We start from the raw sequence: 18,393 nt of genomic DNA, 5'->3' as shown, positions 1-18,393 counted from the left end.
TTCCGAATCTCGTACTTCATACCGGCGCTGCCAAAAAACGCAAGACCTGCCTGCAGTCCCCATGCAGGCAGGTCCCAGCTGACAACGCAGTATGACTTAGAAATCGACCTGCGCCGATACCAGGACCGTGCGCGGGGCTGCGGCCGTGCCAACCGTCGCCAGCGTGCTGCTCGACAGCCAGTAGCGCTTATTAGCGGCGTTTTCGACACTGGCGCGCAGCACGACGGGCTTGCCCATCAGCTCGGTACGATAACGTGCGCCCAAGTCAAAACGCGTCCACGACGAGATATACACGGTATTGGTGACATTCTGCGCCAGCTCCGCCGTGTGGATCGCGCGGGCATTGAGGCTCAGGCCGCTAATCCATGGCAAGTCCCAGTCGACGCCGGCGTTGAACGCGTTCTTCGGCACCCCCGTGGCTTTCTTGCCTTCGTTGATGCCGCCGGCTGTGCGCTGCTGCTTGGCGTTGTAGAACGTGGCGCTCGTCATCAGGCGCAGGCCCGGTGCGGCTTCGCCGACTGCCGACAGTTCCAGGCCGCGGTTGCGCTGCGTGCCGTCGAGGCTGTAGACCGTCGTCAGCGGATCGGTGATGGCGTTTGGACGGTCGATCTGGAACACGGCAGCGCCGAGCAGGACGCGGCCGGTATCGACTTTCGTGCCCACTTCGTATTGCTTGGACTTAAATGGCGCGAAGACTTCACCGGCGTTCGCGGCCGTGGCCGGGGCGGTGCTGCCGCGGGTCAGGCCCGACGTGAAGTTGGCATACAGCGACACGTTCTCCATCGGCATGACAACCAGTCCAGCCAGCGGCGACACGGCGCTTTCGCTGTATGAGCTTGTCACCGCGCCGCTTGGCGCCACGTTGTCGGCCGCTACCTTCTGCTTGCGCAAGCCGCCGGTGAACAGCACGCGGCCATCGAGGAACGTCAGCGTATCGGTCAGCGAGACGCTCGACAGCTCGGTTTCCGACGTCTTGGTGGGCGCCAGACGGTTGCCCGTCATCGGCGTGATCGCCACCGGGTTGTAGATGTTCGACAGCTGCGACGAGCTGGCCGGGGCGGTCAGATAGAAGCTGCCCGCTTCGCTGTCCAGGCGCGAGACCGAGGCGGTGATGAAGTGCTTGATGCCGGCCGTGTCCAGGCTCAGGCGGGCGCCGACTTCGCCGGTCTTGCTGCGTCCATAGGCGTCGTACCAGGCGTTGGTCAGGCGGAAGTTGCCGGCAGCGTCGACGGCATTCAGTGCGCGCGCCGTCGGGAAATCCTGCTCGCTGGCGCCGTAGTGGTAGCCGGCCGTCGCGTAGACCATCAACTGCTTCGACACGTCGTATTCGAGGCGCGAGGCGATCGTCGCATCGCGGAACTCGAGGTCGGCGCCGCGGTACACGGCGCGGTGGCCCGACGGCGGCGCCGGGATCGACGCGATGTCGGGCCGGAAGCTGTTTTGCGCACGGAAGTTGTCGGTCTTTTCTTGCTGGCCGTAGCTGTCCAGGGTCCAGCGCAGTTTCGGCGAGCGGTAGTCGAGTGCGATCGCAGCCAGGCCGACCTCCTGCTTGCCGTCGTCGATATTGGTGTCGCCGCCGCGGATCACGCCATTGACGCGCACGCCCCAGGCGCCGTTGTCGCCAAAGCGGCGGCCGACGTCGACATGGGTGCCAAACAGCGCCTGGCTTTCATAGGTGGCCGTCACGCGCGTCAGTGGCTGGTCGCCGGCGCGCTTGGTCACGATATTGATATTGCCGCCAACGCTGCCGTTCGGGCTGATGCCATACATCAGCGTGCCAGGGCCCTTGAGCACTTCAACGCGCTCCATGATGGCGGCCGGCATGCGGTTCGACGACGACAGGCCGTACAGGCCGTTCAGGCCGACGTCGCCGCTGGTGACATTGAAGCCCCGGATCTGGAAGTCTTCGCTGAAACCGCCGGTCGACGTCATCACGCGCACCGACGCTTCGTTGACGACGACGTCGGCCAGCGTGCGTACCTGCTGGTCTTCGAGGATCTGCGACGTATAGTTGGTAGTGGAGAACGGCGTCTTCATGATGTCCGCCTCGCCCAGAATGCCCAGGCCGCCGCTGCGCCCGATCTGGCCGCCGGCGTAGGCCGGATCGGCCTGTACTTTCGCACCGGTGATGATCACCTTCTCTACCGCGGGCCCTGCCTCCTGCGCATTGGCGGCAAACGGCAGCACCAGCATCGGCGCCGAGGCGACAGCGCCAACGAGAGCACTCCTGATCAGGCGCGACAGGATCGATTCGACGGGTGGGCGCAGAGGAGCATTGGCGTGTTGAGTCATGGTTTGGCGATCGTAAGGTGCGAAAAACCGGGATTCTAACAGAGATGAGAATCATTATCATCATCATTCGCATTCTCGAACGCTTGCTATTGCTGCGACGTTCGACAAGGTGAGGCGGTCAGCGCAGGCTTGAATACCGACTGAAAAATTTATTTCAACAAATTCGATAAAGAATTTAATGCCGTACGGAAATGTGTCGCCTTGTACTCATGAGAGCGAGTGACGCACTCGACATACAGAATTCTTCCCCTACATTTTTCGGAGTCCATCATGCTGAGCCTTCACACCAACGCAGCCGCCCTGTCCGCACAAAACGCCATCTCGAAGACCCAGAGCAATCTGTCGACTTCGATGACTCGCCTGTCGACCGGCTACCGCATCAACTCGGCAATGGACGACGCCGCCGGCCTGCAAATCGCTTCGCGCCTGAAAGCCCAGACCTCGGGTATGGCCGTTGCCATGCGTAACACCCAGAACTCGACCGCGATGCTGCAAACCGCGGAAGGTGCGCTGGATGAAGTGTCGAACATGCTGATTCGCATGAAGGATCTGGCAACCCAGGCTGCCGATACGTCGTCGAGTGACGCTGACAAAATTTCGATGCAATCCGAATACGACGCACTGGGTACCGAACTTGGCAACGTGCTCAAGAACACCAAGTTCGGTGGTGAGACGTTGCTGGTGGCTGGTACTATCGGCGCCGCAATGAAATTCCAGATTGGTGCTGATTCTGCGGAAGTTATGTCGATTGACATGATCGACGATGTCGCAGCCATTGCTGACGACGTAACGGCCGCGACTGCAGCTTACACCGCCGGCACCGGAGGTGATGAAATCACAACCGCTGACGATGCCTCCACCGCGATCGACAACCTGACCACCGCACTGGCATCGGTCAACAAAGTCCGTTCGAGCCTGGGCGCCGCCGCTAACCGCCTGGAACACGTCAACAACAACCTGTCGAATATCAGCACCAACACCAAGCAAGCTACCGGCCTGATCATGGACGTCGACTTCGCCACCGAAAGCGCCAACATGACGTCGAGCCAGATGCTGCTGCAAGCCGGCACCGCCATGCTCAAGCAGTCGAACAGCATGTCGTCGATGGTCATGTCGCTGCTGCAATAATGGCCGCATACCCGGGCCTCACCCCGGGTAGAGTTCAAAGGCCAGCCACGCGGTTGGCCTTTTTTCGTTTTTGACAGGCATTCCAATGGCCCAGATGTTCCCCGTTGCCGCGCTGCCCCCGCCAACCCTCGCGCCACTGCAGGTCGGCGCCGTGGTGGCCCCGGCCGCCGTCCTGGCCGGTGGCGCCGATACGCTGCCGCTGCCGTTTTCAGCGCCACTGGCGCCGGAAACCCAGGCCACCGGCCAGCCGGGCCCGGCCTCCGACGGCGATGGCGCCGCGATGCGGCCGGACCAGGTGCTGATGGCGCGCCAGCTCGCCTATCAGCAGCAGGACGGCGCCGGCCTGGCGCGCGCCTGGCGCAGCCAGGTGCGTAACCATGGCAGCCAGTTGACCAGCCGCGCGCTGGCTGACATGGGCGGGCATTTGTCGCCGGCCATGCTCGCTGCCGGACAACAGGGCCAGGTCGTACACCAGCCCCAGCTGCTCGCCACGCACCAGGATGCATGGCGCTTCACGGTCCATGGCGCCGGCGACAAGCCGCAGCACCTGGCCGTGCTGGCCGACGAGGCCGACAAGCCTCCCGGCCGCCGGCGCCGTGCGCGCGCTGCGCTGCGGCTCGAACTCGAACTGGCCGACGGCAGCGCCGTCGTGATCCAGGTCGAACCGACGCCGCAGGGCCTGGTGATCGAGGTCTGCGCGCCCGACGCGAGCGCGCTCACGCGCCTGCGCTGGCTGCAGCCCGAACTCGAAACCGTGTTAAAGCGCGCTGGCCTGACAGTGCTGCGCTGGGGCTTTCGCGACGCCCTGCCCCCCGGGCGCAGCCATGCGATGATCGCCAACGCCGAAGAGGCGGCGCAGGCGCTGACGCCCGCCGTGTTTCGCGCCGTGGCCGAACTGGCGCTGCTGCTGCCCGCGCAGCGCGGGCGCAGCTGACTGATCGAGCCGGCTGAGCAGCGCGCCGCCCCCGGCGCTGCGGCGACTACAATGGCGCTTGTCTTCACGCATTCGCCCTATCAATGACACGCTGCAGATGCACGCGGCCAGCCGCGCCGCTGCCGGTGAGCTCACCGGCATGACCAAATCCCAGACCCCAGCCCCCGCGCCCTCGGCCAACGACGCCGCGCCGCCGCCGTCGGCGTTCGGGCCGATGCGCGCGCCCGTGTTCCGCATGCTGTGGCTGACGTGGCTGATCGCCAACACCTGCATGTGGATGAACGACGTGGCCGCGGCCTGGATGATGACGTCGCTGACGACCGCGCCGATCTGGGTCGCGCTGGTGCAGACCGCATCGATGCTGCCCGTGTTTTTGCTCGGGCTGCCCAGCGGCGCGCTGGCCGACATCCTCGACCGGCGGCGCTATTTCATCATCACGCAATTCTGGGTCGCCGTCGTGGCCACGATCCTGTGCGCGGTGATCCTGGCCGACGCCATCACGCCACCCGTGCTGCTGGCGCTCACGTTCGCCAACGGCATTGGCCTGGCCATGCGCTGGCCCGTGTTCTCGGCGATCGTGCCCGAACTGGTGCCGCGCGCGCAGTTGCCGGCGGCGCTGGCATTGAATGGCGTGGCGATGAACGCGTCGCGCATTGCCGGGCCGCTGGCGGCCGGCGCCATCATCGCGAGCCTGGGCAGCGCGTATGTGTTCGTGCTCAATGCGGTGCTGTCGGTGATTTCGGGCTTCGTGATCATGCGCTGGCGCCGCACGCACGTGCCAAGTCCGCTGGGGCGCGAGCGGATCGGCGGCGCGATGCGCGTCGGCCTGCAGTTTGCGCGGCATTCGAACCGCGTCAAGGCGGTGCTAGCGCGGGTGGCGGCGTCGTTCTTCCACTCCACCGCACTGATGGCGCTGCTGCCGCTGGTCGCGCGCGCGCAGGGCGGCGGCGGCGCCGGCGTGTTTACGCTGCTGCTGGCCTGCATGGGCGGCGGCGCGATCAGCGCCGTGTTCTTCCTGCCGCGCATGCGCCAGGCGTTCAGCCGCGATACGCTCGTCATGGCCAGCACCGTGCTGTCGGCGGCGATGATCGCGGTGGCGGCGGTCAGCACGAACGTGGTGCTGACCTCCGGCGCGATGTGGCTGTCGGGGATGGCCTTCATCGTGTCCGCCAATTCGCTGAGCGTGTCGATGCAGATGGCCCTGCCCGACTGGGTGCGGGCGCGCGGGATGTCGATCTACCAGATGGCCCTGATGGGCGCGAGCGCGACGGGCGCCGCGGTCTGGGGCCAAGTGGCGACGCTCGACAGCGTGCAGCACAGCCTGTTGTATGCGGCCGGCAGCAGCGTCGTCGTGATGGCGCTCGTGCTGCGTTTGATTCAGGACCGCGAGCTGCTCGAAGACATGACGCCATCCTCCGCGCTCAAGGCGCTGGCGCCATCTCTCTCGCCGCTGCAGGATGGCGGGCGCCTCGTGCTGACGGTGGAATACCGGATCGACCCGGAGCGCACCGAAGCCTTCATGGCGCTGATGGAACTGAGCCGGCGCGCGCGGCTGCGCCAGGGCGCGCTGAGCTGGACGTTGCTGCGCGACGTCAGCGATCCGGGCCTGTTCACCGAGCAGATCATCGATCCATCCTGGACCGAGCACTTGCGCCGCTTCGACCGCGCTACCGCAGGCGACGCCGCGCTGCGCGAGCGCAAGCTGGCGTTTCACCTGGGGCCGGACGGCCCGGTGATCACGCGGCGCCTGGTGGCGAACGGCTGATCAGCCCACCGTGCCGACGATCGACACGTCGCGGTTTTCAGGGATCTCGTTGTACGACAGCACGTGCAGGCCCGGCGCGAACAGGCGCGCATAGCGGGCCAGCAGTGGCCGCACCTGCGGCAGCACGAGCAGCAGCGGCGGCGTGTGCTGGCCCTTCATCTGCTCGCGCGCGACCGGCATATTGATCTGCAGTTGCGCCAGCAGTTGCGGGTCGATCGGGTAATTGTCCAGCGCGACCTTGCCGCCGCCGTTCTGGCGCGCCTGGTTCAGCGAGCCGAGCAGCATGTTTTCCAGTTCGGCCGACAGGTTAAAGGCCGGCATGTCCTTCTTCTTGCCGAACAGCGTCGAGACGATCTGGCGCCGCAGCGCGCAGCGCACTTCGGCCGCCAGCAGGATCGGATCCTTGGTCGTCTCCGAGCTGTCGAGCAGCGTGGTGGCGATCACCACGATGTCCTTCAGTGACACACCTTCGGTGAGCAGCACGCGGAACACGCGCAGCAGCTGGGTGTGCGTGAGCGCCTTGTCGAGCGCCGCGGCCAGCTTGGGCGACAGCGCCGTCAGGCGTTCCAGGATCGCCGGCACGTCTTCGTGGCGGAACAATTCGTGCAGGTATTCGCGCACCACTTTCGACACGTGCGTGGCAATCGCGCTCGGCACTTCGACCACCTGGTAGCCCAGCCCCAGCGCATGCGCCTTCTGCTCGGGCAAAATCCACGTGATCGCCATCCCGTACGCCGGCTCGATGCCGGGGATACCATCGAGTTCGCCGTACACGTTCGGCGACGGGATCGCCAGCAGATGGTCGGGCATGACTTCGGCCTCGGCCACGACGGTGCCCGACAGGCTGATCGCGTATTGCGTCGGGCGCAGCGCCAGGTCGTCGCGCACCGAAATCGCCGGCAGCAGCATGCCCATCTGCTCCGACAGGCTCTGGCGCACGCCTTTGATGCGTTTGGCCAGCGGCTCGGCCTGGGCGCGGTCGATCATGCCCACCAGCTTGTAGCCTACCGCCACCGTGACCGCCTGCACCACCGGCAGCGCCTGCCAATCGAGTTCGGGCACGCGATCATCGCGCAGCGCCGCTTCGATCTTTGCCACGCCCGCCACGTCCGGCGCGCCAATGCGTTTGGCCATCATCCAGCCGACCCACGCCAGAACGCCCGCGGCCACCGTGAAGAACCACCACGGCATGCCCGGCACGATCGCCAGGATCATCATCACGCCGGCCGCCGAGTACAGCACGCCCGGCTGGGCCAGCAGCTGATGGCCGACCTGCTGTTCGAGGTCGCCCGACTCGCCGATGCGCGTGACCAGGATGGCGGCGGCCGCCGACAGCAGCAGCGCCGGAATCTGGCCCACCAGGCCATCGCCGATCGTGAGCAGCGCGTACACGCGGAATGCGTCGCCCAGCGGCAGGTCGTGCATCAGCGCACCGATGGCGACGCCGCCGATCAGGTTGATGATCAGGATCAGGATCGAGGCGATGGCGTCGCCGCGCACGAATTTCGAGGCGCCGTCCATCGCGCCGTAAAAGTCGGCTTCGGCGGCGACGTCCTTGCGCCGCGTGGTCGCCTGCTCCTGGTTGACGAGGCCGGCATTCAGGTCGGCGTCGATCGCCATCTGCTTGCCCGGCAGCGCATCGAGCGTAAAGCGGGCTGAGACTTCCGAGATGCGCTCGGCGCCCTTGGTCACGACGATGAAGTTGATGATCATCAGGATCACGAACACCACCAGGCCAACGACGAAATTGCCGCCGATGACGACGTTGCCGAACGATTCGATGACCTGGCCGGCCGCGTGCGTGCCTTCGTGGCCGTTGAGCAGGACAACGCGGGTCGACGCCACGTTCAGCGCCAGGCGCATCAGCGTGGTGCCCAGGATCACGGTCGGGAACACCGAGAAGTCGAGCGGGCGCCGCGCTGTCACGGCCACCAGGATCACAATCAGCGCCAGCACGATGTTGAACGTGAACAGCACGTCGAGCAGGATCGGCGGCAGCGGCAGGATGATCATGCCCAGCAGCGCGATCAGGAACACGGGCGCGGCGAACTTGTGGCGGCGCAGCTCTCCCACGAAGGCGTTGAAGGTATTCGTCACAGTCATGCTTGAGCCTCACTCAGGTGCGGTGGTACGACCACCTCGTTGGGGAACCGGGGCGGCGCCTGGCGCCTGCCTGCACGGAACGCATTCAGTTGTAAAACATAATTCAGCACTTGCGACACGGCCTGGTACAGCGGCGCGGGAATCTGCTGCTGCACCTGGCTCGTGTGATAGATCGCGCGCGCCAGCGGCGGCAGCTCCACCACCTCGAGCCCGTGCTCGGCAGCCACGCGGCGGATGAACAGTGCCATCTCGTCGACGCCCTTGGCCACCACGAACGGCGCCTCGGCGCGGTCGACGTCGTACTTGAGCGCCACCGCGTAATGTTCGGGATTGACGATCACGACATCGGCCGTCGGCACCGACTTGCGCACGCTGCGCTGGGCCAGCTGGTTTTGTAGCTGGCGGATGCGCTGTTTGATTTCCGGGCGGCCTTCGCTGCTCTTGTGCTCTTCCTTGAGGTCCTGCTTGCTCATGCGCTGGTTGCGCATGAAGAGAAAACTCTGCACCGGCACGTCGATCAGCGCGAACAGGATGAACACCGCCACCAGCGCCATCAGCGCGTCGAACACCAGCGTGCCGCCGGCGCCGATGGCGTCGTCCAGCGGCATGCGCTGCAACTCGATATAACCCTTGATGCTGCCATTCGAGACATGCCACAGCACGATACCGAGCACGATCGCCTTGGCCGCCGATGTCAGGAAGCCCACCCAGTGCTTCTGCTTGAACAGGTTACCCAGATTGGTCAGCGGATTGAGACGGCTGAATTTCGGCGCCAGGTTCTTGCCGCTGGCGACGATGCCGCCCGGGATCGCGCCGGCGATGACGATGGCCATCGGCACGGCCAACAATGGCAGCACCATGTGCACGAGCAGCAGCAGCGCGGCGGAGAACACGGTCGACATCGCGTTTTCCAGGTCGCCCGCCTCGCCCAGCGGCACGAACACGAGGCGAAACAGGTGGCGCATGTCGTCCAGGTAACCGGGCAGCATCAGCATGAAGACCTTCAGGCTGATCAGGATGCCGACGGCCGTCGCCAGGTCGCGCGAACGCGCTACCTGTCCCTCGTCGCGCGCTTTCTTGAGCTTTTGCGCCGAGGGTTTTTCGGTCTTGTCGCCGCTGCTGCTATCGGCCATGGGCCAGCCTCATTTGTTCGGTCAGCATTTCCAGCACCTGGTTGGTCATCGCGATGTAGTGCTCCGGGATGAAGCGCACCAGCTGGATCAGCATCAGCAAGCCAAAAATCGTCACCAGCGAAAAACCCAGTGAAAGCAGGTTCAGGCTGGGCGCGACGCGGTTCAGAAAACCAAAGCCGATCTGCACCACCACGGTGGAAAACACGAGCGGCAGCGCCAGCAGGATCGCGGCGGCGAACACCCAGCTCAGGTTCAGCGCCACGGCTTCGAGCAGCATCGGCTGCAAGCCGCCGCCCACCGGCCAGGCCAAAAAACTCTGGCCCAGTACCGCCACCAGCACCAGGTGCGCGTCGATGGCAAAGAACACCAGCATCGCCACCAGCGCCATCAGGCTGGAAATCACATCCGACGCCTGGCCATTGACCGGGTCGTTCATGGTCGCCATCGAAAAGCCGATCTGGCTCGAGGCCAGGAAACCCAGCATGCTGATGGCCGCCATCGCGAACTGCAGCGCCAGGCCGATGACGGCGCCGATCACGGCCTGCTCGAACATCGCCAGCACGCCGGCCAGCGAAAACGCGTCGGGCATCGCACCCTTGCTCGTGAGCGGCAGCATCAAAAACGACAGCACCACCGCCAGCAATGCGCGCACCGGGATGGGGATCGTGCCGTCGCCCAGTACCGGCGCGGTGATCATCATCGCCATGATGCGGCAGAACGGCCACCACAAGGCGCCGATCAGCGGCATCAGGAAGCCGTACAGTTCCATCGGCGCGCGCCCTGCCCTAGCCGACGAGCGTTGCCGCACGCTGAAACACCGAGACGCAGTAATCCATCAGCGTCGACGTCATCCAGTGGCCGGCCAGGATCACGGCCAGCAGCGTCACCAGCAGGCGCGGCAAGAAACTCAGCGTCTGTTCGTTGATCTGGGTGGCCGCCTGCACCAGCGCCACCAGCAGGCCAACCAGCAGGCCCGGGATCACCAGCACCATCACCATCAGCATGACGATCTGCAGGGCCTCGACCACGAGGTCGACGGCGATATCGGGACTCATCGCGATTCTCCCGTGGTGAGGCCGGGTTTGATACTAGTAAGCATGGATGCTGCCAACCAGTGTGCTCACCGTGAGCGTCCAGCCATCGACCAGCACGAACAGCAGCAGCTTGAACGGCAGGGAAATGACAAGGGGCGAGAGCATCATCATGCCCATCGCCATCAGCACCGACGAGACCACCAGGTCGATGATCAAAAACGGGATGAAGAGCATCGCGCCGATCTGGAACGCGGTCTTCAGTTCGGACAGCACGAAGGCGGCCAGCTTCACGGGGAAACTGTGCTGCTGCGGCGGCTGGGCCGTCGATTCGCCGGCCAGGCGGGCGACCTGCGCCAGCGACGCCTTGCTGGTCTGGGCCAGCATGAAGCGCGAGACGGGCTGTTCGGCGATGCGCAGCGCGGTCTCGAGGCCGATCTTGTCCTGGTCGTACGGCAGGAAGGCCTGGGTCCAGACCTGTTCGCCCACGGGGCGCATCACGAGGATGGTCAGGATCAGCGCGATGCCGGTGATGATCCGGGTGGGCAGGCCCTGCTGCAGGCCGAGGGCCTGGCGCAGCAGCGACAGCACGATCACGAAGCGCGTGAAGCAGGTCATCATCATGACCATCACGGGCAGCAGCCCGAGCAGCGTCATGAGCACCAGGATCTGCGACTTGACGCTCATGCCGGCACTGGTGGACGTGGCGCCGGGCAGCACGCCGGCCAGCAGGTCCTGGTTCTGGGCCGCAGCGGGGACCGCGATCAGCAGACCCACCAGCAGCGCTGACAGAAGCGCAGGGGCACGGGCCCTGACGCCCCCGGTAAAGCACATCATGGCGCGAGAATGTCCAGGTTCAGGCCTTCGAGATCGATCACCTTCAGACCGTACTGCTCGCCCGCGACCACGACTTCGGCGCGGCCGATCGGGGTGCCGTTGACCTTGATGACCAGCGGCTCGCCGGCGAGCGAATCGAGGGGCAGTACCGACGATGGCCCGATGTCCATCAGCTCCTGCAGCGAGATCCGCACCGAACCGACTTCGAGGGTCAGCGTGACGGGGATGCGCCGCATCATCTGCGGCAGCTGGCGCGCACCGGTGCGCCCGGCGGCGGCTTGCAACGCATCTTCGCCGTCCAGGTCGTCAATGATGACGTCGCCACCCAGTTGCTCGTTGAGATTCATGTCCATTATTCGGCATCTTCAAATGAGGTTAAACACAGCTTGCCCTTGTGCTCTGCTACTGCGGCGGTGAACAGGCGCGAGTTGTCCAGCACGACATCGGCGCGACCGAGCGCCACGGGAATCACATCCCCGACCTGCAGGCCGAACAGCGTGGCGAGCGTGATCTCCTTGCTCACCAGGCAGCCGTCGAGCTTGACTTCAAGGCGCGTGGCCAGCGGCTCGCCCGGCATGCGCGCGCTACCTGCCGCGCGCACGGCGCCGCGGTCGGCCTTGATGCCCTGCAGTACGCAGGCCATCAGGGCGTGGTCGAGCCCGATCCAGATCTGCCCTTCCGGCGCAGCCTGGGTGGGCTCATCGGTATCGCGCCGGCCGTACTGGGCGCGCAACACGGCGCGCAGCACCCATCCGGTCTTGCCGGGTGCGCCCGCCGGCACGATCGCGGCGCCGGCGCCGGTCTTGACGGGTGCGGGCGCGCTGTCCAGCCGGGCCAGGCCATCGGCCACACGTGCATCGAGCTGGCCGGCCAGTTGCTGGGCAAGTGTGACAGCGAGACGCTCTTCGGTCGCCGTGACCCGCTCCAGCGCCGGGCTCTGCTGCACCGCAGCAGAAGTCGCTGGTTGACGGCGTGCGTAACGCCCTTCCAGCAGCCCCAGAAGCAGGGTTCGTTCAAAGGCGACAGCCGCCACGCCATAGGGTCCGCTGACCCCAAGCCAGCGCAGTCCGGGCTGCTCGGGCGCCCGTTCGAACGCGAGGTGTTCGAGACGGTAAGCACCCCAGTGCCGGCGCCCGCCGGGCGATGCCATCTCGGCACCAATCGCCTCGGCCAGCCCGGCAGCAAAGGCTGGAAGCAGATGCACCGGCCGTCCCAGCAGGCACGGATCGAGCACCTGGTGGTCGCGTCGTCGGTCAAGTTGATTGATTGGCATCTGTCTTAATCGGAAGTAAATGTCACATTGATTTGATTCCAGGCAGCAATAATTATACAGCGACTTTTACCGTCGGAACTTTGACATATCGCTTTGATTTATCATTTGCCCTACGGTAATATTGAGTCATTGCACCGCATCATTCTCCACTTCCCATAGGAGATTTTGAACAAGGACGCTACTGGTATCGCATTGTGTCGTGATGATATTTGGCGCGCCATACTCGGCAGTATTTAACAATTTCTGACCGGAAATCACTGGAAAACCCCATGCTTTTTGTGGTCGATTAGCAACATTAAATTTTCAAGGAAACCATGATGGCAACCGAACTTGCTGGCCTGATCCGGGCTGATCTGTCGCAATTGACCAACGACGCAAATCGTCTGGCAATTGCACCGGCTGCTGCCTCGTTTGCCGAACTCGGCGCACCGACAGGTGGCGCCGGGGCGTTTTCATTTACCCAGGCGATGCAGAGCGCCATCGCCGGCGTCGATGCCCAGGATCAGGCCGCGAGCGCCCGCGTGACAGCGGTTGAAACCGGCAAGAGCGATGACCTGGTCGGTGCCATGCTGGCCAGCCAGGAAGCCAGTCTCTCGTTCTCGATGCTGATGCAAGTACGTAACAAGGTCATGGGCGCAGTCGACGAACTGCTCAAGCTCCCGATCTGATCTACCTGACAAGCGACGCTCACGTGCTCTCCTCCCTCAAGCCCCCCTTCAGCGGCAAGTTCGCGCTGCCCGCGCTGCCACCGCTGCTGCGCAACAATCTGTCGCTGATGCTGGGCCTGGCAGTGGCCGTCACCGCTGCCGTCATGATGTTCATGTGGCAGGATCAATCGAGCTACAAGCCGGTCTTCGGCGCGCGCGAGAAAGTCGTTGCCGCCGACATGATGACGGTGCTCGAAGCGGAACAGATTCCCTACCGCGTCCATCCGGACAGCGGCCAGGTGCTGGTGCCGTCGTCGCAGCTGGGCAAGGTGCGCATGCTGCTCGCGGCCAAGGGCGTCACCGCCCAGCTGCCGGCCGGCCTCGAGCTGATGGACCGCAACGACCCGCTGGGCGTGTCGCAGTTCGTGCAGGACGTACGCTTCCGGCGCGGCCTCGAAGGCGAGCTGGCGCAAAGCATCCTGACGATGGATTCGATCGCCAGCGCCCGCGTGCACCTGGCCATCGCGAAGACCAGCTCGTTCGTGACCGGCAATGCCGACGGCAACTCGGCGTCGATCGTGGTCGCCGTCAAGCCGGGCCGCAGCCTGGGCAACGAACAGATCGCCGCGATCGTCAACATGGTCTCGGGCAGCGTGGCGGGCCTGTCGCCGCAGCGCGTCTCGCTGGTCGACCAGGCCGGCAACTACCTGTCCTCGCGCATCGACCTGGCCGACGGCTTCGATGGCGCCGCGCAGGGCGACACGGCCGCAAAACGCCACGCCGACGAGGTGCGCGCCAACGTCAACGACCTGCTCGCGCCGATCCTCGGCGCGGCCAACTACAAGGTCAGCGTGACGGCTGCCGTGGACAACGACCGCATCGAAGAAACCCAGGAAAAATACGGCGAAGCCCCAAAGGTCACGAGCGAAGCCATGCGCGAAGAGATGGAAAAAAGCCGCATGGCGATGGGCGTGCCGGGCACGCTGTCGAACCGGCCGCCGGCGCCGGCCGTCACGGACGCGGCGGGCGCCCCGCCTGCCGAAAAAACCGACGATGGCAGCGCGCGCAAGAACGCCACCACCCGCCAGTACGCCTACGACCGCGCGATCACGCAGATCAAGCGCGAGCGGGGCCGGCTGAAAAAACTGTCGGTGGCCGTGGTGCTCAACGCGACCAGCGCCGCCGACGGCAAGGCCTGGACACCGGCCGAACTGACGAATATCGAGAAGATCCTGGCCGGTGGCCTGGGCATCGACGCTGCACGGGGCGATGTGCTGGCCGTGTCGGCCATGAAGTTCCCGGCCGCCCCGGTGGAACAGGCCTGGTGGCAGCAACGCGACAACATCGTCGACATGGCGAGCTGGGCCTTGTGGGCCGTCGGCGCGCTGCTGGCCTACTTCCTGCTGGCCCGGCCGCTGCTGCGCGCTGCCACCACGCGCCTGGCGCCGTCGCCGGCCACGCCGGCCATCCCGGCCACTCCGGCCTTGCCGGGCGCCACTGCCGCAGCGCCGCTCACCGCGCTGCCTGGCAGCGTGGCGGCGCTCGAAGCACCTGCCCAGGGCAGCCCGGGCGCCGTCATTCCCCTGCTCGAGAACTACGACTTGCCGCCGTCCGGCTCGCCGGTCGACGTCATGGTCGATCACCTGAGAGTGCTGGCGGCCAAGGAGCCGGAGCGCGTTGCTGAAGTCGTCAAACAATGGGTACAGAAAAAACATGGCCGAACTGAATAACATCGAAGACAGCGACCTCGAGGCCGGCTTGACCCCGGTCGAGCAGGCGGCCATCGTGCTGCTGTCGATCGGCGAAGAACAGGCTGCGGCCGTGCTGCGCTGTCTCGAGCGCGACGAACTGATGGAACTGACCCAGGTCATGTCGCGCATGAGCGGCATCAAGGTCGACACCGTCAAATCGGCGCTGCAGACGTTCTTCGACGATTACCGCCAGCAAAGCGGCCTGCATGGCGCCTCGCGCAGCTACCTGAAGCGCTCGCTCGACCTGGCGCTGGGCAGCGACATCGCCAACAGCGTGCTCAATTCGATCTATGGCGATGCGATCCGCCCGAAAATGGCGCGCCTGCAGTACGCGTCGCCGAAGTGGCTGGCCGAATTCGTCTCGAGCGAGCATGTGCAGATGCAGGCCGTGTTCCTGGCCTTTTTGCCGCCCGCGCTCGCCTCGCAGATCCTCGAAGCACTGCCGGTGGAAGGCCGTGAACTGGTACTGCTGAACATGGCACGCCTGGACGAGATCAACCGCGACGTGCTGCACGAGCTCGAAGAGCTGGTGGGCCGCTGCCTGGCCGCGTTCGATACGCAAAGCGCCAGCGTCGAAGGCGTGCGCCAGGTCGCCGACATCCTCAACCGCCTGCAGGACAACCGCGCCGGCATGGTCGAACTGCTGCGCGCCCACGATCCCGAAGTCGTCTCGCAGATCGAGATGTCGATGTACGACTTCTTCATCCTGTCGCGCCAGACCGAACCGGTCATCTCGCGCCTGCTCGACGACGTGCCGCTGGAGCAGTGGGCGATCGCGCTGAAAGGCGCCGAAGCGCCGCTGCGCGACACCATCCTGGCCGCGATGCCGCGCCGCCAGGCACAAAGCTTCGAAGACCTGATGCGCCGCTCGGGCCCGGTGCCGATGTCGCGCATCGAGCAGACACGCCGCGAAATCATGACCACGGTCAAGGAGCTGGCCGACGCTGGCGAGATCGACATCCAGCTGTTTGCCGAAGCGACCGCCGAATGAAACCGTTTCGCACTTACCACTTTCCGCCGCTGCACCAGTTCAGCGCGGCGCGCCCTGCCGGCGCGTCCGCCGGCGCGGCCGGTGGCAATGCCGCCGACGAGTGGCAAAGCGCGCTGGCCGACGGTTATCGCCAGGGCCAGCGTGACGGCTACGAGGCGGGGCTGGACCAGGGTCGCGCCGACGGCATTGCCGCAGGCAAGATCGAAGGCCTCGAACGGGGCATCGACGAAGGCCGGGCGATGGCGCTCGAGAGCTTCGAACAACTGGCCAAACCGGTCGATGCGATGCTCAAGAGCCTCAAGAAACTCAAGACCGACCTGCGCGCCGCGCAGCGCACCGAAGTGGTCGAGCTGGTAGGCAAGATCGCGCGCCAGGTGATCCGCGCCGAACTGGCGCTGCAACCGGTGCAGCTGCTCTCGCTGGTCGAGGAAGCGCTGGCCGTGATGCCGCCGTCGCGCGACCAGGTCGAAGTGTTCATGAATCCGGAAGAACTGCGCCGCGTGCTGGAGCTCGATCCGAAGCGCGCCAAGAAATGGACGATCCTGCCCGACCCGGCGCTCGACGCCGGCGAATGCCGCGTGCGTTCGGGCGACCATGAAGTCGATGCCGGTTGCCAGGGGCGCCTCGCGGCCGTGATGGAACAGGTCCAGAACCAGTTGCTCGGTGAAGGGGAACGGGCATGACGGGGTTGGCGCACTCACTGGCCCATTCGCTGGCCGACTCGCTGCGCGCCGTCGAACTCGGCGCGGTGCCGGTGGCCACGCCCACCGGGCGCCTGGTTGGCGCCCAGGGACTGCTGCTGGAAGCGAGCGGCTGCCGCCTGCACACGGGCCAGCGCTGCCGCATCGAAACGGTCGATGGCGAGTGGCTCGATGCGCAGGTGGTCGGCTTTCGCGACAAGGTCTCGTACCTGATGCCGTTCAAGAAGGCGACCGGCCTGGCCACCGGCGCGCGTGTGCTGCCGGCGGCGGACAAGGCCGAGCTGATGATCGGCCCGAGCTGGATGGGCCGCATGGTCAACGGCCTGGGCGAGCCGATCGATGGCCTGGGCCGCCTGGGTGGCGACCACCCGCTCGCCCCTGCCCCGCCGCGCGTGAATCCGCTGAAGAAAACCCCGGTGGACGAGCCGCTCGACGTCGGCGTGCGCGCCATCAATGCCATGCTCACGATCGGCAAGGGCCAGCGCGTCGGCTTGATGGCAGGTTCCGGCGTCGGCAAATCGGTGTTGCTGGGCCTGATCACGCGCCAGACCGTGGCCGATGTGATCGTAGTCGGCCTGATCGGCGAGCGCAATCGCGAGGTGCGCGAATTCGTCGAGCGCTCGCTCGGGCCCGAAGGCCTGAAGCGCGCCGTTCTCGTGGTCGCACCGGCCGACGACAGCCCGTTGATGCGGGTCATGGCGACCGAGCTGTGCCATGCGGTGGCGGCGCATTTCCGCGACCGCGGCCAGAACGTGCTGCTGCTGTGCGATTCGCTGACGCGCTACGCGATGGCGCTGCGCGAAGTGGCGCTGTCGCTGGGCGAGCCGCCGGCCACGCGCGGCTATCCGCCATCGGTGTTTTCGAACATGCCGCAACTGGTCGAATCGGCCGGCAATGGCGAGAACCCGCAAGGCAGCATGAGCGCCATCTACACGGTGCTGGCCGAAGGCGACGACCAGCAGGATCCGGTGGTCGACTCGGCGCGCGCGATCCTCGATGGCCACATCGTGCTCACGCGCGAACTGGCCGAGCGCGGCCACTACCCGGCGATCGACATTGCGCAATCGATCTCGCGCTGCATGGCGCAGGTGGTCACGCCGGAGCACACGCTGGCCGCCCGCAAGCTCAAGGCGGCCCTGGCGCGCCATGCGCGCGTGCGCGACCTGATCCCGCTGGGCGCGTACGTGCCGGGCGCCGACCCGGAGACTGACCGCGCCGTGGCGCTGCAACCGCATATCGAGACTTTCCTGTGCCAGGGCACGCGCGAAGGCGCGCCCATCGACAACTGCATCGACGCCCTGAAAGCGATCATGGCATGACACGTTCGACGACGATCCGCAGCCTGGGCACCCTGGTGCAACTGCGTTCGACCCAGGTCGAACGGCTGGAAGCCGATCTGGCGAGCCAGGAAGCGACCCGGGTGCGCTACCAGAACAATCTGCAACGCCTGACGGCGCTGACGCACGGCAGCGGCGCATCGGGCGCGGCGCTTCAGATCAATCCTGCCATGGCGCTGAACTGCGGCGCCTACAAGCAGGGCGTGATGGCGCTGGCCGACAGCCACCGGGTCGACCTGTCGCTGCACCAGGCGAACATGGCGGTTTCGCAGGACCGGCTCAGGGATGCCTGGGTCGGACGCGAACTGCTGGGCAAGGTACTGGCGCGCGAACAGAGTGCGCAGGCCGCCGGGCAGGAGCGCGCCACCCGCAAGCGCGAAGACGATATCGCCACCCAATCCTGGCTGGCCGGACGGGCCTGAGCCCAACCCGAACGAACACGCACACGCACACGCAACCACAAGGAACCC

General features: G+C 65.7%; 17 protein-coding genes. 9 read left to right on the top strand and 8 right to left on the bottom strand.

Annotation, left to right across the window (positions count from 1 at the left end; genetic code table 11):
• Window positions 1-96 precede the first annotated feature (96 nt).
• On the bottom strand, window positions 97-2,292 hold the full coding sequence (locus AC56LW_RS08250; RefSeq protein WP_499633385.1) for a TonB-dependent receptor: 2,196 nt from the start codon (window positions 2,290-2,292) through the stop codon (window positions 97-99).
• A 270-nt stretch (window positions 2,293-2,562) separates the two neighbouring features.
• On the opposite strand from AC56LW_RS08250, the gene AC56LW_RS08245 reads away from it, so the two are divergent.
• The 3 genes from AC56LW_RS08245 to AC56LW_RS08235 all read left to right on the top strand — a co-directional run bounded on the left by AC56LW_RS08245 (window position 2,563) and on the right by AC56LW_RS08235 (window position 6,119).
• A complete protein-coding gene (locus AC56LW_RS08245; protein ID WP_499633384.1) occupies window positions 2,563-3,420 on the top strand; it encodes a flagellin N-terminal helical domain-containing protein in 858 nt (285 codons plus the stop codon).
• Between the two features lie 85 nt (window positions 3,421-3,505).
• The gene (locus AC56LW_RS08240) at window positions 3,506-4,354 is read left to right on the top strand and encodes a hypothetical protein (protein WP_499633382.1); all 849 of its coding nucleotides are present in this window, start codon (window positions 3,506-3,508) and stop codon (window positions 4,352-4,354) included.
• Between the two features lie 139 nt (window positions 4,355-4,493).
• Window positions 4,494-6,119, top strand: a complete 1,626-nt coding sequence (locus AC56LW_RS08235; protein ID WP_499633683.1) for an MFS transporter — start codon at window positions 4,494-4,496, stop codon at window positions 6,117-6,119.
• Here AC56LW_RS08235 and AC56LW_RS08230 read toward each other — a convergent pair whose 3' ends face one another.
• The 7 genes from AC56LW_RS08230 to AC56LW_RS08200 are packed head-to-tail and all read right to left on the bottom strand — an operon-like array spanning window position 6,120 to window position 12,496.
• Window positions 6,120-8,222, bottom strand: a complete 2,103-nt coding sequence (locus AC56LW_RS08230; RefSeq protein ID WP_499633380.1) for a flagellar biosynthesis protein FlhA — start codon at window positions 8,220-8,222, stop codon at window positions 6,120-6,122.
• A complete protein-coding gene (locus tag AC56LW_RS08225; RefSeq protein WP_499633378.1) occupies window positions 8,219-9,355 on the bottom strand; it encodes an EscU/YscU/HrcU family type III secretion system export apparatus switch protein in 1,137 nt (378 codons plus the stop codon). Before AC56LW_RS08225 ends, AC56LW_RS08230 begins: the two co-directional genes overlap by 4 nt.
• Window positions 9,345-10,124, bottom strand: coding sequence for a flagellar biosynthetic protein FliR (fliR, locus tag AC56LW_RS08220; RefSeq protein WP_499633376.1), 780 nt, complete (start codon window positions 10,122-10,124; stop codon window positions 9,345-9,347). Before fliR ends, AC56LW_RS08225 begins: the two co-directional genes overlap by 11 nt.
• 16 nt (window positions 10,125-10,140) lie before the next feature.
• A complete protein-coding gene (gene fliQ / locus AC56LW_RS08215; RefSeq protein ID WP_332530288.1) occupies window positions 10,141-10,410 on the bottom strand; it encodes a flagellar biosynthesis protein FliQ in 270 nt (89 codons plus the stop codon).
• 33 nt (window positions 10,411-10,443) lie between these two features.
• The gene (fliP, locus tag AC56LW_RS08210) at window positions 10,444-11,220 is read right to left on the bottom strand and encodes a flagellar type III secretion system pore protein FliP (RefSeq protein ID WP_183553437.1); all 777 of its coding nucleotides are present in this window, start codon (window positions 11,218-11,220) and stop codon (window positions 10,444-10,446) included.
• A complete protein-coding gene (locus AC56LW_RS08205) occupies window positions 11,220-11,570 on the bottom strand; it encodes a FliM/FliN family flagellar motor switch protein (protein ID WP_332530426.1) in 351 nt (116 codons plus the stop codon). Before AC56LW_RS08205 ends, fliP begins: the two co-directional genes overlap by 1 nt.
• Window positions 11,571-11,575: 5 nt before the next feature.
• On the bottom strand, window positions 11,576-12,496 hold the full coding sequence (locus AC56LW_RS08200) for a FliM/FliN family flagellar motor switch protein (protein WP_499633374.1): 921 nt from the start codon (window positions 12,494-12,496) through the stop codon (window positions 11,576-11,578).
• Between the two features lie 317 nt (window positions 12,497-12,813).
• Here AC56LW_RS08200 and fliE point away from each other — a divergent pair, with 317 nt between their 5' ends.
• From fliE to AC56LW_RS08170, 6 genes are read left to right on the top strand one after another with little or no spacing between them, the layout of a single operon-like run.
• A complete protein-coding gene (gene fliE, locus AC56LW_RS08195; RefSeq protein ID WP_332530286.1) occupies window positions 12,814-13,164 on the top strand; it encodes a flagellar hook-basal body complex protein FliE in 351 nt (116 codons plus the stop codon).
• A 23-nt stretch (window positions 13,165-13,187) separates the two neighbouring features.
• Entirely contained in the window at window positions 13,188-14,873 is a 1,686-nt protein-coding gene (gene fliF, locus AC56LW_RS08190) for a flagellar basal-body MS-ring/collar protein FliF (protein WP_499633372.1), read from the top strand.
• A complete protein-coding gene (locus AC56LW_RS08185; RefSeq protein WP_499501200.1) occupies window positions 14,857-15,885 on the top strand; it encodes a FliG C-terminal domain-containing protein in 1,029 nt (342 codons plus the stop codon). Before fliF ends, AC56LW_RS08185 begins: the two co-directional genes overlap by 17 nt.
• Entirely contained in the window at window positions 15,882-16,568 is a 687-nt protein-coding gene (gene fliH / locus AC56LW_RS08180; RefSeq protein WP_499633370.1) for a flagellar assembly protein FliH, read from the top strand. Before AC56LW_RS08185 ends, fliH begins: the two co-directional genes overlap by 4 nt.
• A complete protein-coding gene (gene fliI, locus AC56LW_RS08175) occupies window positions 16,565-17,905 on the top strand; it encodes a flagellar protein export ATPase FliI (RefSeq protein WP_499633368.1) in 1,341 nt (446 codons plus the stop codon). Before fliH ends, fliI begins: the two co-directional genes overlap by 4 nt.
• Complete coding sequence (locus AC56LW_RS08170) at window positions 17,902-18,345, top strand: flagellar FliJ family protein (protein ID WP_499501197.1); 444 nt, start codon at window positions 17,902-17,904, stop codon at window positions 18,343-18,345. The genes fliI and AC56LW_RS08170 overlap by 4 nt, the downstream gene beginning before the upstream one ends.
• Window positions 18,346-18,393 lie beyond the last annotated feature (48 nt).

The organism is Telluria sp. LT2P80, assembly GCF_059685955.1.
This window is presented reverse-complemented; position numbering and strand designations above follow the sequence as displayed.

Excerpts from the sequence above, each read along its gene's own strand:
- AC56LW_RS08250 (WP_499633385.1), bottom strand. The coding sequence starts at position 2,292 with ATGACTCAACACGCCAATGCTCCTCTGCGCCCACCCGTCGAATCGATC.
- AC56LW_RS08245 (WP_499633384.1), top strand. The coding sequence starts at position 2,563 with ATGCTGAGCCTTCACACCAACGCAGCCGCCCTGTCCGCACAAAACGCC.
- AC56LW_RS08240 (WP_499633382.1), top strand. The coding sequence starts at position 3,506 with ATGGCCCAGATGTTCCCCGTTGCCGCGCTGCCCCCGCCAACCCTCGCG.
- AC56LW_RS08235 (WP_499633683.1), top strand. The coding sequence starts at position 4,494 with ATGACCAAATCCCAGACCCCAGCCCCCGCGCCCTCGGCCAACGACGCC.
- AC56LW_RS08230 (WP_499633380.1), bottom strand. The coding sequence starts at position 8,222 with ATGACTGTGACGAATACCTTCAACGCCTTCGTGGGAGAGCTGCGCCGC.
- AC56LW_RS08225 (WP_499633378.1), bottom strand. The coding sequence starts at position 9,355 with ATGGCCGATAGCAGCAGCGGCGACAAGACCGAAAAACCCTCGGCGCAA.
- fliR (WP_499633376.1), bottom strand. The coding sequence starts at position 10,124 with ATGGAACTGTACGGCTTCCTGATGCCGCTGATCGGCGCCTTGTGGTGG.
- fliQ (WP_332530288.1), bottom strand. The coding sequence starts at position 10,410 with ATGAGTCCCGATATCGCCGTCGACCTCGTGGTCGAGGCCCTGCAGATC.
- fliP (WP_183553437.1), bottom strand. The coding sequence starts at position 11,220 with ATGTGCTTTACCGGGGGCGTCAGGGCCCGTGCCCCTGCGCTTCTGTCA.
- AC56LW_RS08205 (WP_332530426.1), bottom strand. The coding sequence starts at position 11,570 with ATGAATCTCAACGAGCAACTGGGTGGCGACGTCATCATTGACGACCTG.
- AC56LW_RS08200 (WP_499633374.1), bottom strand. The coding sequence starts at position 12,496 with ATGCCAATCAATCAACTTGACCGACGACGCGACCACCAGGTGCTCGAT.
- fliE (WP_332530286.1), top strand. The coding sequence starts at position 12,814 with ATGGCAACCGAACTTGCTGGCCTGATCCGGGCTGATCTGTCGCAATTG.
- AC56LW_RS08185 (WP_499501200.1), top strand. The coding sequence starts at position 14,857 with ATGGCCGAACTGAATAACATCGAAGACAGCGACCTCGAGGCCGGCTTG.
- fliH (WP_499633370.1), top strand. The coding sequence starts at position 15,882 with ATGAAACCGTTTCGCACTTACCACTTTCCGCCGCTGCACCAGTTCAGC.
- fliI (WP_499633368.1), top strand. The coding sequence starts at position 16,565 with ATGACGGGGTTGGCGCACTCACTGGCCCATTCGCTGGCCGACTCGCTG.
- AC56LW_RS08170 (WP_499501197.1), top strand. The coding sequence starts at position 17,902 with ATGACACGTTCGACGACGATCCGCAGCCTGGGCACCCTGGTGCAACTG.